Origin of the sequence: Paracoccus salsus (genome assembly GCF_021556615.1) — a bacterium.
GTDB classification, from domain to species: domain Bacteria; phylum Pseudomonadota; class Alphaproteobacteria; order Rhodobacterales; family Rhodobacteraceae; genus Paracoccus; species Paracoccus salsus.
This window is the reverse complement of sequence record NZ_JAKGGD010000009.1, coordinates 1-12,563: the sequence shown is the minus strand read 5'-3', so window position 1 is coordinate 12,563 and position 12,563 is coordinate 1. Positions and strand designations below refer to the sequence as shown.

The following is a 12,563-nucleotide window of genomic DNA, read 5'->3' as shown; positions in this document are numbered from 1 at the left end:
CGCTGACTACGCCGTCATGCGGGACCAGGCGCGCGCCTGTCTTCAATACCAATAACCCATTGAGATTTAAGTGGACTAGACGCGTTGGTCACGCCTGTTGTTGCTGTGACTGCCCTGAGGATCCAATGCCATGACGCCGAAACACCCAGACATCACCGTCACCCTCACTGGCCACGACGGCAACGCCTTTGTGGTCCTTGGGCGCTGCAGCCAGGCTGCACGAGAAGCCGGTCTCTCCGAATGCGAAATCGCCGCCTTCATGGCAGAAGCTATGGCGGGAGATTACGATCATCTGCTGCAGACTGTCATGCGCTGGTTCGAGGTCGAGTAACCACAACCAGATCTTGCAAGCCACTCGCCTTAGCCGCAGGCGCGGAACTGAGAGTTGATCCAACTGATCGCATAGTTCTTCGGGACGTATCGAATGGCTTTGGGCGAAGCGTCGAGAAGGTCAAGTCTGATGACATGACCGGGCGTCTGACGTAGTTACGGATAATCACGAGCAATTTGGAGACCTTGCATGAAGGCTGCCGAGACCCGCGTCGACCGCTTTCTGGCCAGCAGCGAGACGGCATTCGCCATCCCTGTGTACCAGCGCAACTATGACTGGACGCGGGTTCAGTGCCAGCAGCTGTTCAATGACATCCTCACCGTCGGCGCGGACGAAGGCCTGTCTGGGCACTTCATAGGCAGCATCGTGTACGTGCATGATGATGTCTACGCAGTCTCAGGTCTCAGGGAGCTGACGATCATCGACGGGCAGCAGCGGCTGACCACGCTGACCCTGATCTTCATCGCCCTGTATCGTCATGCAATCGCCGCCGGAAGGGAGCAGCAGGCCCAGCGCATCTACAAGACGTTCCTGATCAACGAGTTCGCCGAGGATGCCGAGAAGCTGAAGTTGAAGCCAACTGATAACAACAAGGTCGCACTCGCTCAGATCATGGACCCGAAAGAGGCCGTGAAGGTCAGTGGATATTCGCGGCTGGTCGAGAATTTTCGCTTCTTTGAGGGTCGCATCGATGAAGCCAATTTCGACATTGTCCAAAAGGGGCTGATCAAGCTGATCTTCGTCGACATCGCGCTTGAGCGCGGCAAGGACAACCCCCAGCGCATCTTCGAGAGCCTGAACTCGACAGGTCTGGAACTTTCCCAAGCCGATCTGATCCGCAACTACATCCTGATGGGGTTGCCGAGAAAGGAGCAGGAGCGGGTATTCCGGAATTTCTGGGAACCGATCGAGGCCAATGCGCGGAACTTGGACGTCAACGACAGCCGAGTTTCGGACTTTATCCGTGATTTCCTTACGCTGAAGCAGAAGGACATCCCAAACAAAGGGGCGGTCTACGAGAAGTTCAAGGAACGCTATCCCCTCCCGAACTCATCGGACCTGATGGAAGCACTGGATGAACTGCGTGAGCTCTCGAACGTCTATGCGCGACTCCTGAACCCGCAGCTCGAGAAGGACACCGTGATCAGCTGCGAGCTGAACTATATCCGGACGCTGGAAATTAACGTCGCGTATCCGTTCCTGATGCCCGTCTACCGAGACTTCGTAGCCGGGGTCATTTCGCGCGATGAGTTCGCCTCGGTCCTGCGCTTGGTGCAAAGCTACGTGTGGCGCCGATTCATCCTGGGTCTGCCAACGAACGCGCTGAACAAGATCTTCATGAGCCTGTACGACCGTGTCGACCAAGGGGACTACCTCGCCTCGATCGAGGGATCCCTAATGCAGCGCAGCGGCACCCAACGCTTCCCGCGCGATGCTGAAGTCCTCGCGATGCTGAAGGACAAGGACTTGTACAGCACCAAGAGCCGCACCCGCACATACTTCTTCGACCGGCTCGAGAACCACAACAACCGCGAGCCTGTCGATGTCACAATGCCGGGCATCACGGTCGAACATATCTTCCCGCAGAATCCTGAAGCCGGCTGGCGCAGTGCGCTCGCCCCCGACGAGTATGCCTTGCTGGGCGAGAAATACCTGAACACGGTGGGCAACCTCACCTTGTCCGGAAACAATGGGCGTCTCGGGAACAAGACCTTCCTCGACAAGCGGGACATGAATGAAAACGGGGGCGAGCAGGGGTATCGGTTCAGTCGCCTCTGGCTGAACCGCGACCTGCAGGGCCTTGAGCGGTGGGGAGTGGAGCAGGTTGAGGCGCGCGCCGAACGTATCGCCAAGCGCTTCCTGGAGGTCTGGCCAGCACCTAGCGTTGGCGTGGCGGCCGATGCCGACACCGACGAAGTAAACATTTTCGACGCCGAGGAGCCGCGCCACAAGCGGCTAGAGTACGCCGTGTTCTTCGGCAGCCGCTTGGAGGTGACCCAGGTTGCAAGGCTGTATGCCGAGGTGTTCGAGCAGCTCCTAGTGCTCCAGCCCGAGGCGTTCCATGATACGAGGCTGGGCGAGCGCGTCCAGCTGAGCCCAGACCCCGGTTTTCTCCGGCAGGCCATTCAGGTTGCGGACGGATACTTCATCGAGGGGAACATCGACAATAAGGGAAAGTTCGACCGGCTGAAGCTGGCGCTATCCGAACTTGGCCTCGAGGAGGAGCTCTTTGTGAAATTTGCCTAACTCAGACCCTTGGGCCCTCGGCGCCACCCAACACCGGCCGCTCCCTCACGTCCCCGATACCGGGACCCTCGGCATAGGTTCGCTCCAGCTCGCGCCGCGCTTGCACCTATGGCGCAACTGGTCATAAAGCACTGCACACTTGTAGCGCAGCTGACGCAGGAGGCCGTCGGCGCGGTCCTTGCGGCGGCGCAGTGCAATGGTGAACACGTTGATCGCGCATCGGCCAGCCCGAGCCGTGTTCGCGCTGCGAGGATCGCCGCGTTTGGCCTCGCGCCCCCTCCCAACGCCGCCCGCCAACTGTAGCGTCGAAGCCACCAGCCCGCGCGAGGCCGAGAAGGCGATGGAGGAAGGTCCGCATGGGTGACAGAATCGCTCGAAACGGACCCTAAAGGTAGTGGGAATGTTTGGAACTCAACGTGGAGCATAATCGGCGGCAAGCTGCTTGATCAGGTCTCTCGCCTTGTTGCGTTGTTCCACCACTGAACGAATTCTCGCCGAGAGCTCTTCTCGAAAAGTCTCGTCCTTCGGCCAAGGAACACGAACTTCGAATAGTCTTCGGCCAAGAGTGTCGATGACGTCTCGTGTAAACTGACGCGAGCGAAACTGCCGTTTGACAATATACGAATTGAGAACGCCGAGTAGCAGATAAGGGTCCACCCTGTCGGGTGCGAGGCTGCGAATCCGGTACAGCCCGCCACAAAACAACGACTTCTCATCGCCTGGCTGAATGATTGTCGATGACCCAACAAGATAAGTGCCGTCGCGAACCAGCAGGATATCCAGGGGCTTAAGGCTCTGTTTGCTGGAGTATTCCTCATAGATTTTATCGCTGACGCAATGCTTCGGGTCATGCTTCACTTCCCAATTCGCGAAGTCGCTCGTCCGCAAAAATGGGATATCCCCAGTGCCATATGCCAGCTTTCCGACCTCATGGCCAGTTTCAATCTCGAGAAGTCCTTGATCGACAAGCTCCTGGATGCTCAAAATATCGCAGGTTGTGGAGAGCGCCTTCAGCTCTTTGTCGATTTCTGGATCATAGTATTTCGGAAGAAATATTCTATTTTTTACACCCGATGAGGACACAAAGGTCGCCTCGAACTCCCCGAATTCCATTGTCACAGTGTCAGAGACGAGGGCTTCACGGATTTCTTCGTCTGATAGATTATCAAAGTCAGTGATAGGTTTGATGCTTCCAATGCTCAAGCATCTCTCGATTAGGACAGGTGCCTGCTTCACGAACGCCTTGCCGCGGACCCGCACTTCGAGCGCGGCCTTGACTTGCGCGGCGAGGGACTTCGCAATCCTTTCCTCCTTTATAATTGGAAGCCGAATTTCCCTATAGCGCCGTCCAATTGTGTCGATTATGTCTGCGGTAAACTGGAAGGAACGGACTTGAGCCTGAACGAATGGTGAGTTCAGGGCAAGAAAAAGGATTTCTGGGCTTAGGGCGGATTCATCATTGATCCTAAACTTCAGAATATGAGACTGGAAAAGCATCTCCTTCTCGATTCCAGTAACAAAGCAATTAGTCCCTATCAGATAGGTGCCATCACGCACAAAAAGCACATCGCCTTCACGAACATCCTGCTTGTCTGCGTATGCCTTATATATCTCTTGAGACACTCCTTGCTTTGGAACAGTCTTCACCTCCCAATTCGAAATATCGGAAGTTCGAACAAACGGTATGCTGCCTGTGCCGTAGGCTTCTTTGCCGATCTCGTGTCCCGTGGACGCTGAAAGGAGCCCCGCCTCTTCCATCGAGCCGATATCACGAATGAGATGGGTTGTGGATAGTTCTTTAATCTTACGCTCAATGCGCGGGTCATAGTATTTAGGGATGAAGACATTCTTCCGAATGTCGCTGGATGCGATCCAAAAGGAAATCATGCGTTGCCGCCTTCGTGATAGAGAGGGGCAACCGAGGGGACCTCATCGAGGATGATGCGTTCTCCTGCGTCATTCGTTCGATATGTGGGATTGCCGCGGCTATCGTGTCCGCACCACTTCACGTCGCACATAAAGATATCGTACGGTTCCTCAGGTGGTGTGTTCTCAAGTATAACGACGCAGGTTTTAGCATGTGTGTATGGCTGAAATAGGTCTTCTGGCAGGGTAACAATGGCCTTTATTTTGCAGCGAGCGTTGATGTACTCGACGATATATTCGTACTTTGGCATCCCAAAGATGCTCTCGAGTAAAACGATGCCAAGCCTGCCACCAGGCCGAAGTAACTGAAGACAACGTTCGATAAAGAGAATTTGCGGAGGCTGCTTCTCAAGCGGAATGCCTTTCTCAAAATCTCCTGACGAATTCTTCTTCCATTCGTGCCCAAGGTCGAACGACTTCAGTATATCGTTCGAATCTATAGCAAGCTTCTTGCCGAAAGGCGGGTTAGTCACAACTATGTCGAAAGAGCCGAGTTTCACTTCATTTTGAGTGTGTGACGCCCAGTTGGCTGGACGCTCCAGTGAGTTCTCGCAGAATACCCCACCACGCCCGTCGCCAAGAATCGCCATATATGCCTTCGCAACTTTCGACAGGAAGTTGTCTTTATCCATCCCACGGAAGTTTTTGATCGCTGCCTGTTGCTTGGCGCTGAAGACTTCAGTATCAGGCCAATCTAATTCCTTACCCTGCTCTTCGATGCGCCTCCAAACATGACGCAATGCTTCAACGAGAAAGCCGCCGCTACCGCATGCTGGATCGATTATCCGGTCGTTCTCAGATGGGTCGAGCATATCGATTACCATCTTGACGACATTTCTGGGAGTAAAGAACTGGCCTTGGGGACCCTTCAGCGAAGGACCAATGAAGACCTCAAACGCATCAGCAACCGCATCACGCTCTGACTCAATGATAGAGTACATCTGGATTTCACCAACGACATATGCAAGGCTCCGCTCGTCGAGCTCAATGCTGTCTGATATCTCAATAACGTCGTTGTATTGCTTTTTCACATGAGAAAATAGCTGCTCAATTCGCTTCTTGATCGAGCTGTCATCCTCACCTATGCCAGCTCTGAAGGTTACAGTAGCATCGGGCTTCGTGAACCGCTCGTCGTAAATCTTGCAGAATAGAATGTTGATGATTTGCTGTGCAAATACTTCGTCTCTGGTGATGCCGACCGCGTTTGCGGCGAGGTAGTTTCTCACCGCACGGAAAACACTTTTCAGATTGGTCGCGGGTCGTAGGTCCTTACGAGCGAATTGCCCAACATCCTCCAAGCGTTGACCGTATCGGGGGATATTGGGTATTTCTTCGAACAGTATGCGGCCAGCTTTTTCCGTCTTCTTCAGGAAGAGGCGCTCATCACCATTAAACCATACGCCAATGCGAGCCTTGGAAAAACGAAGGTAGTCCTCTAGCTGAGATCTCCCGTCTTTTCGGTTCTTTTTCTTACACTCGACGATGATTTCGACATTGTCATCGTCATGCTCAGCCTTTGAGAAGACGGCAATATCGACCGGGTACTCTTTCTTTTGGTCTGATGGACGAACCTTCACGCGCCACTGCGGTCGAGTCCGCATGTGCGACTTTGGATAACCATAGTCGTCTACAAGAACGCGCGAAAAAACCTGTACTGCTTGGACTTCCTCCGGGGTTGCTCGAACTGAGACTCCTGAAATGAAATCCTTTATGTAGCCTTCCTTTTTCTCACCCGCTTCAACTACGTCTTGCACTTCGAGCTGCTCGTCCATGTGTCGTCCTCGTTCTTTGCGGGCTTGGCTTTTGAACTTCCTAGTGTGTTTTCCCTAAGGATGTCTAGAACTTGCCGCCTGAACCGTGATGGCTGATCCTCGTGGATCTCGCGATCTTGGCGAGCCGTTCTGGTGCAGTTCGGCCGGCCATTGCCATCCCGTCCACCTTTTCGCTCAGCCTGAGCGCTATGCTGATGAGCCCTTGCGGGGCGCCGTGGACGCAGACGAATGCGGGCGTGGACCGCGTCCTTCATCGCTTCCACGTCGACGCTGAAGCTGGCATCTGGTCCTCTATGGCGCGTGTACGGCGGCGCGGCCATATGGGGATACCGGAGCCGCCTACGTGGGTCCGATGAACGGTCCCTGTTCGCCAAAGCGCTATTGAAGAAGGCGCCTGAGGTTCTGCGCCACCGCGTCGGCTGCCACTCGCACCGGTTCGGCGGCGAGATGGGCGTAGCGCGCCGTGGTCTGGACTTGCGTGTGGCCGAGCAGCTTGCCAATCATCGGCAGGCCCTGACCCGCGGCCACGGCTGTGGACGCGAAGGTGTGGCGCAGATCGTGGATACGGACGTCCTTCACCCCGGCGCGGGCACGGATGCGTTGCCAGAAGGGCTGGAGATCGCTCAGGCGCTTGCCGGGCAGGGTGCCGGTGATGACCCACGGGTTCCCGTCGATGCGATGGGCGTCGCGGAGCAGATCGACAGCAGGCTGGCCGAGATGGACGACCTTGGCGCCGGACTTGGAATCCGGCAGGCGCAGAACGCGTTCGGCCAGATCGACGTATGCCCATTGCAGCGTCATGATCTCGTTCAGCCGACAGCCAGTCAGTATGAGCAGGCGGGCGGCGAGGATGGCCGAGGGCAGTTCGATCCCCTCCGCCTCCATCTCGCGCAGCACCTCGCCGATCCGGCGCAGTTCAGCCGCGCTGAGAAACCGCTCGCGCTTCTCCTCGGGGTACTTTCGGATGTGTTTTCTCGGGTTGGTGCCGTCCGGACGCAGGCCCCACATCTCGGCGAGGCTGAACATCTTCGAGACCACTTCGAGGCAGCGGTTCGCCTGATAGGCGATGTGGCGGAGGTCGTGGTGGAACTTCGCCACGTCCGCCCGAGTGGTGCCGGTGACCGTGAGTTGCCCGAGCGCAGGCAGGATGAAGCGTTCGAGGTTGCGGCGGTACTCCTTGGCCGTGCTCGCCTTCACGCGGATCGCGATGTGCTCCTTGTCGAACCGCTCGGCCAGCTCCTTCACCGTGATCGCCTTGCGCCCCGCGTCCCGCTCGGCGGCGGGGTCCGCGCCATTGCGCGCGGCAGCGACAATGGAGATGGCGCGGTTGCGCGCCTGCTCGCAGGTCAGGACCGTGCTGGGCCCGAGGCTGATCCGCCGGGATCGGCGTCCCGCGCGATACTGGACCACGTAGCCCTTGCGCCCGCTCGGCAGCACCCGCAGCCCGAAGCCAGGGATCTCACTGTCCCAGACGAAGTATTCGGTGGAGCGGGCTTCTGCGGCGTCGACGAGGCGTTTGGTGATCCTGGGCATGGCACTCTTCGGTGGTTCTTTCGCCGTTCCACAGTGCTGAAGCCGGGGCGACAGTCAACGAACACATTGAAATCGCGAAGAAAAAGGAAATGCCTCGCGTTTCCGCGCAAGGCGTTTCGGCGCGATGGTGCGGGAAATCGACGAGCCGCGCGAATCAGAACGCAGGTTTCGGTGCCCGCAGGCTGCTGTTAGGCTCGGGGAAAAGAAACTGGCGATCCGATGGCGTCGAAGACCACCCTTAATGCGAAGAACCTCGAGGCGCTGGGCGCAGAGCGCCTGGCGGAACTGCTGATCGAGGTCAGCACCGGGAACGCGGCGGCCAAGCGCAAGCTGCGGCTCGCGCTGGCCGGGGCCCAGAGCCCGAGGGAGGCGGCGCGGGAGATCACCAAGCGGCTGACCAGCATCGCCCGCGCCCGCAGCTTCATCACCTGGAAGAACCGCAAGGCGCTCGTCACGGATCTCGAAACCCAGCGGCGCGCCATCGTCGAGCAGATCGCGCCGGCCGATCCGGACGAGGCGCTGGCGCTCATGTGGCGGTTCATGGCGCTCGCCACACCGGTGTTCGAACGCTGCGACGACTCCAGCGGCACCGTCATCGGCATCTTCCACCAGGCCTGTGCCGATCTTGGTCAACTCGCCGCGAAGGTCCGGCCGGATCCGCAGGCCCTCGCCGGCACTGTTCTCGATGCGCTTCAGGACAACGGCTATGGCCAGTATGACGGCCTGATCGGCATCATGGCTCCGGCGCTCGGCGACGAGGGATTGACGGCCCTGAAATCGATGGCCGAGGACCTCGGTCGCTCGCCCGTGCCGGTTCCGCCGAAGGATCAATGGAAGGCGGTGGGCTGGGGCCCGGGCGGCACCACCTACGAGCACGAGATGCGGGCGCGTGAGCGCACCAGCACGGTCGCCATGGCGCTCAAGGACATCGCCGATGCGCAGGGCGACGTCGACGGCTTCATCGGCCAGTACGATCCCAAGACCCGCAAGGTGCCGCAGATCGCGGCCGAGATCGCGCAGCGTCTGCTCGCGGCCGGCAGGGCGGGTGAGGCGCTGGGGTTCCTCGAGCGCGCAGAGCTCGGCGACGGCTTGCGGGTTCCGCTGGCCTGGCAGGACGTTCGCCTGCAGACGCTGGAGGCGCTGGGTCGCGGCGAGGAGGCGCAGGCGTTCCGGTGGGACTGCTTCGAGCGCACGCTCTCCGACAGCTACCTGCGGGCCTATCTCAAGCGGCTTCCCGACTTCGACGACATCGAGGCCGAGGAGCGGGCGATGGCGCACGCCAAGTCTTGTCCAAGCCTTCTCCACGCCCTGCAGTTTTTCTTCGACTGGCCGGCTCTGGATCGCGCCTCGGACCTCCTGATTTCCCGGCATGATGAGATCGACGGGGATCACTACGAGTATCTCGCCCCCGCAGCGGAGGCATTGTCAGAGCGTCATCCGCTGGCCGCGACGCTGGTGCTCCGCGCTATGATCGACTTCACGCTCACGAGGTCGCGGGCGAAGCGGTATCGCTATGCCGCCGAGCATCTGGTTAGCTGCGCCCGTCTCGCGAGGGACATCCCGGACTTCGGCGCGTTCGAGACGCACGACGCCTACGTCGGCCGACTGAAGGAAGAGCACGGCAGGAAGTTCGGCTTCTGGTCGCTCACCGCCGCCTGATGGTCGTGCTACCGGAAAATCAGGTCTCGGGCATTTGGAAGCATGGTGGAAGCACGACGCCGAAAAGCGCTGCGCAATCCCGGCAGATCGTGCGCAGCGGGGCCGCTTCGCCGAGACCGGCAAGTGTCGGAAACTGCGAAAGAACTCGCGGTTCCGAGTGATTGTTCATGGTTCGTTCGACACGACTCATAACCTGAAGGCCGCAGGTTCAAATCCTGCCCCCGCAACCAAAAAATTCTATACAGATCAACAGCTTAAGAGCCTCCCTCGCGGGAGGCTCTTTGCGTTCCAAACCGCGGGTCAACAATAGGTCAACAAACGGATGAATTCCGCGTGCGAAATCAGGGGGATAGTAGGCCCGCAGGATCAGGAGCGCGCGAAAACCGCGCCGGAACGCGTTCGACAGGTTTGGGAGCGACGCTCCCCCAGTTCTGCGTTAGATGTGCCTTGCGCCTTCCTTAAGTCGCGAACAGCTGTACGTCCGCTTCGACGCCATTGAGTTGAAGAATCGCTGCTACGGTTTTTGCCCAAGTGCTTGCTCGCTCGAGCGACTGGCTTTGAATTGGGCTTACGGCAACTACACCACCGTATCCGTCTGTGTCGCCAATACCTGCGTGCCTTAGCCATCGCGCGAAGCCCCGCCGGGCATCAAAAACCCTTACCAGCGCCGTTCCGCACTCTCCCTCAGGAATTGCTCCGACCCCGGTCAAGAACATAGGAGTGGGAACGTGAGCATTCGCAGCATCGATTGCGGCACCATTCGCGCGGTCCCAAAGTTTTGACCACTCCTCGTGCGTTCGGGGCCCTGGTGGCAAGATTGGTGGATCGCCTGGCTCAACTGCGTCAACGCCATCCTTCCGCCGTGCCGTCAAAGAGGAATGCGTAGGCTTTGCGCCTCTGACCGGTGTTCGGCTCCACAATGCTTCCCCCATTTGCGTAACGTTGATTGCCTGCTTGCCAGTTCAATCGCTGGCTTTCTTTGTGAGGCTATTTTGGCCGATCTTCTGGATGGACCCATCCCGCCGGTGGATCATATTCGAAACCGTGTTGGTCGAGCACCTGAAGGGCGCACGCAGCTATAAGAGGATCGCGGGATACTTCACCAGCTCCCTCTTCGAAGTGGCCGGTGAGATGCTGGAAGGCATCCCTGAGGTCAAGATTGTCTGCAATGTCGATATCCACCCGGACGATTTGAGGGTCGCAAAGCTCCGCGAGGCGAAGATGCTTGGCTTGTGGAACGAGAACTCTCTCGAAGCGGAGACCTTGCTCAACCGCGACCGCTACCGCTTGCTTGATAGCTTTCTGCAGAAGCACGGACAGGCCGTTCGGGTCGCCCCCGACGACGTTTGTGGCTTTCTGCACGGCAAGGCAGGGGTAATCGAGCTGGCTGACGGCCGGAAGCTGGGCTTCATGGGGTCGATGAACGAAACCCGAAGCGGCTGGCAAAGTCACTATGAAATCCTTTGGGAAGACGAGTCTCCCGAGGGCGTGGCCTGGATCGAAGACGAGTTCGACTTCCTTTGGCGCGCTGCCAAAGAACTCCCGCGGGCCATCATTCGGGAGGTAAAGCGGCGGGGATATCGGCGAGAAGTCGACTTCGACGATATCTCAGATCCCGATGAAATCGCCCCAGCTGCATTGATTGAATCACCTCTCTATCGTGAAGGCTTCTCTCTCCAACCGTGGCAGCGTGGGTTTGTGACCGAGTGCCTGGGGGTCGCGGCCATAGCCGAGGAGTTCCGGCGACAGAAGACCCTGTTCGGAGCCAAGCGTCGTCGTGGCAAAGGGCATCCGGCGATAGCCGCTGGCGGGCGGAGTGCCGTAAACGGATTCGAAGGCGAACGCGACTTGCGTCCGCGCGCCTGGCTGGCGGGCCATGGGTCAGTCCTTTCGGGGGTGGGATCGGATCAGAGAAGCGGGTCGGTCGTGGCGTAGGCGAGGATCACCGGGATCACCGCCGCCTTCAGACCCTCATTGGCGTCGATCGCCAGCAGCACCGGTTCCGGCGCCTCTGGCGTGATGTAGTCGCAAAGGCCGCCAAGCGTGCGATCGGAGGCCAGGGCCGTTCCTATAGCGAGGCGCATGACGTCGAAGGCGGCATCACGGGCGGCGGGTGCGCCATCCACGACCACTTCGATCTCGGCCCGATGTTCGTAGTAGTAGCCTGGCGGCGAGAGCCACACCTCCGGCGGCCCCGGATCGCCATCGCGCAGGATCACCACCCCGGCGGCAGGCACCTTCTCGGGCAGGATCGCATTGCGCAGCACCTTGGCTCCCGGCGGCATCGCGTCGGACAATAGGGTATGGAGCGACGCGAGCAGGCGCTCGGCCGTGGATTGCGTGGGCATTGGGCGGCTTCCAGGAAGGTTTCAGGTGTTGGAGTACATGACGGTCAAAAGCTTCTTAAGTGCGATAAAGAAGAAAAGACTTGCGCGACTCGGCGGGCCTTCGTAATAAGCCTTATCGATCATAAGGAGCTTAAGGTGACGAACTCCAAGGATGTGGTTAAGCGGCTGAGACAGGAGGTTGAAAGTGATCCTGCGGCGCATGCGCTGTTCGGATGGCTGTCAACCTATACCCGAAATGTCAGTATCAGCACCGTTGATCAGGCCGAGCAGGCTGCAACAAGGTGGGGACGCGAGAACTTCGATGACGACCTCATCGTCAGCCGAGCCGAAGTCATTAACATCATGCGTTTGCTAGATGATCTGCAATTGGGCCGATTCATTGTCGGTCGTCGAGGGGCTGAAAGCAGGTTCGAGTTCTGGAGTAATCGTGGCCAGATCGGTAGGGCTGCCATGAAACTGGCCGACGAGATCGACATAGACGAAGAACCCGTCGAGCTGGAGGAAAGCGAGATCATCGAGGCGCACAGGATGCTTTTGGCCAACGTGTTGAAGCGGCCCCTTAGCCAGGTTCGGATCAAGATCAAGGACTAGAGAAGTGTCACAAACAGCAGCTGTAGGTCCCAAACCGCGCGATGACATCTGCCTTTTCAGCGGGTCACGTCCGTCAAGGTGGTGTAAATTTCCAGATGGCCTGAGGTCATGATCAGGCGGCTTTCGTAGTTATGCTGAGAATGGGGTCGATCTCCT

The 12,563-nt window shown here is 58.4% G+C and carries 8 protein-coding genes and 2 pseudogenes; 5 read left to right on the top strand and 5 right to left on the bottom strand.

The features are described 5' to 3' along the window. Positions 1 to 130: 130 nt before the first annotated feature. Positions 131 to 331 carry a hypothetical protein gene (locus L1965_RS14820; RefSeq protein ID WP_101341408.1) on the top strand — a complete coding sequence of 67 codons (201 nt, stop codon included), beginning with the start codon at positions 131 to 133 and terminating at the stop codon, positions 329 to 331. A 189-nt stretch (positions 332 to 520) separates the two neighbouring features. Next, positions 521 to 2,578 carry a DUF262 domain-containing protein gene (locus L1965_RS14815; RefSeq protein ID WP_235757222.1) on the top strand — a complete coding sequence of 686 codons (2,058 nt, stop codon included), beginning with the start codon at positions 521 to 523 and terminating at the stop codon, positions 2,576 to 2,578. A gap of 411 nt (positions 2,579 to 2,989) precedes the next feature. On the opposite strand, the gene L1965_RS14810 is transcribed toward L1965_RS14815, so the two are convergent. The 3 genes from L1965_RS14810 to L1965_RS14800 all read right to left on the bottom strand — a co-directional run bounded on the left by L1965_RS14810 (position 2,990) and on the right by L1965_RS14800 (position 7,809). Beyond that, complete coding sequence (locus L1965_RS14810) at positions 2,990 to 4,465, bottom strand: restriction endonuclease subunit S domain-containing protein (protein ID WP_235757221.1); 1,476 nt, start codon at positions 4,463 to 4,465, stop codon at positions 2,990 to 2,992. After that, complete coding sequence (locus L1965_RS14805) at positions 4,462 to 6,276, bottom strand: type I restriction-modification system subunit M (RefSeq protein ID WP_101341271.1); 1,815 nt, start codon at positions 6,274 to 6,276, stop codon at positions 4,462 to 4,464. The genes L1965_RS14810 and L1965_RS14805 overlap by 4 nt, the downstream gene beginning before the upstream one ends. A 378-nt stretch (positions 6,277 to 6,654) precedes the next feature. Continuing rightward, entirely contained in the window at positions 6,655 to 7,809 is a 1,155-nt protein-coding gene (locus tag L1965_RS14800) for a tyrosine-type recombinase/integrase (RefSeq protein WP_235757220.1), read from the bottom strand. 219 nt (positions 7,810 to 8,028) lie between these two features. On the opposite strand from L1965_RS14800, the gene L1965_RS14795 reads away from it, so the two are divergent. Beyond that, positions 8,029 to 9,468: a DUF6880 family protein gene (locus tag L1965_RS14795; protein ID WP_235757219.1), complete on the top strand. Its 1,440-nt coding sequence runs from the start codon at positions 8,029 to 8,031 to the stop codon at positions 9,466 to 9,468. A 1,008-nt stretch (positions 9,469 to 10,476) separates the two neighbouring features. Further along, a pseudogene (locus L1965_RS14790) lies at positions 10,477 to 10,980 on the top strand (phospholipase D-like domain-containing protein); the annotation flags it as partial. Positions 10,981 to 11,175: 195 nt separating this feature from the next. Here the strand turns inward: L1965_RS14790 and L1965_RS16135 are convergent. Both L1965_RS16135 and L1965_RS14785 read right to left on the bottom strand, forming a co-directional pair. Continuing rightward, positions 11,176 to 11,346: pseudogene (locus tag L1965_RS16135) on the bottom strand (phage tail tube protein); the annotation flags it as partial. Positions 11,347 to 11,375: 29 nt separating this feature from the next. Beyond that, positions 11,376 to 11,816, bottom strand: coding sequence for an acyl-CoA transferase (locus tag L1965_RS14785; RefSeq protein WP_235757218.1), 441 nt, complete (start codon positions 11,814 to 11,816; stop codon positions 11,376 to 11,378). Between the two features lie 135 nt (positions 11,817 to 11,951). Between L1965_RS14785 and L1965_RS14780 the strand changes: the two genes are divergently transcribed. Next, positions 11,952 to 12,407, top strand: a complete 456-nt coding sequence (locus L1965_RS14780; RefSeq protein WP_235757217.1) for a hypothetical protein — start codon at positions 11,952 to 11,954, stop codon at positions 12,405 to 12,407. Positions 12,408 to 12,563 lie beyond the last annotated feature (156 nt).

What these genes read in the sequence shown, in the direction of transcription:
- L1965_RS14820 (WP_101341408.1), top strand. Translation starts at nt 131, where the DNA reads ATGACGCCGAAACACCCAGACATCACCGTCACCCTCACTGGCCACGAC.
- L1965_RS14815 (WP_235757222.1), top strand. Translation starts at nt 521, where the DNA reads ATGAAGGCTGCCGAGACCCGCGTCGACCGCTTTCTGGCCAGCAGCGAG.
- L1965_RS14810 (WP_235757221.1), bottom strand. Translation starts at nt 4,465, where the DNA reads ATGATTTCCTTTTGGATCGCATCCAGCGACATTCGGAAGAATGTCTTC.
- L1965_RS14805 (WP_101341271.1), bottom strand. Translation starts at nt 6,276, where the DNA reads ATGGACGAGCAGCTCGAAGTGCAAGACGTAGTTGAAGCGGGTGAGAAA.
- L1965_RS14800 (WP_235757220.1), bottom strand. Translation starts at nt 7,809, where the DNA reads ATGCCCAGGATCACCAAACGCCTCGTCGACGCCGCAGAAGCCCGCTCC.
- L1965_RS14795 (WP_235757219.1), top strand. Translation starts at nt 8,029, where the DNA reads ATGGCGTCGAAGACCACCCTTAATGCGAAGAACCTCGAGGCGCTGGGC.
- L1965_RS14785 (WP_235757218.1), bottom strand. Translation starts at nt 11,816, where the DNA reads ATGCCCACGCAATCCACGGCCGAGCGCCTGCTCGCGTCGCTCCATACC.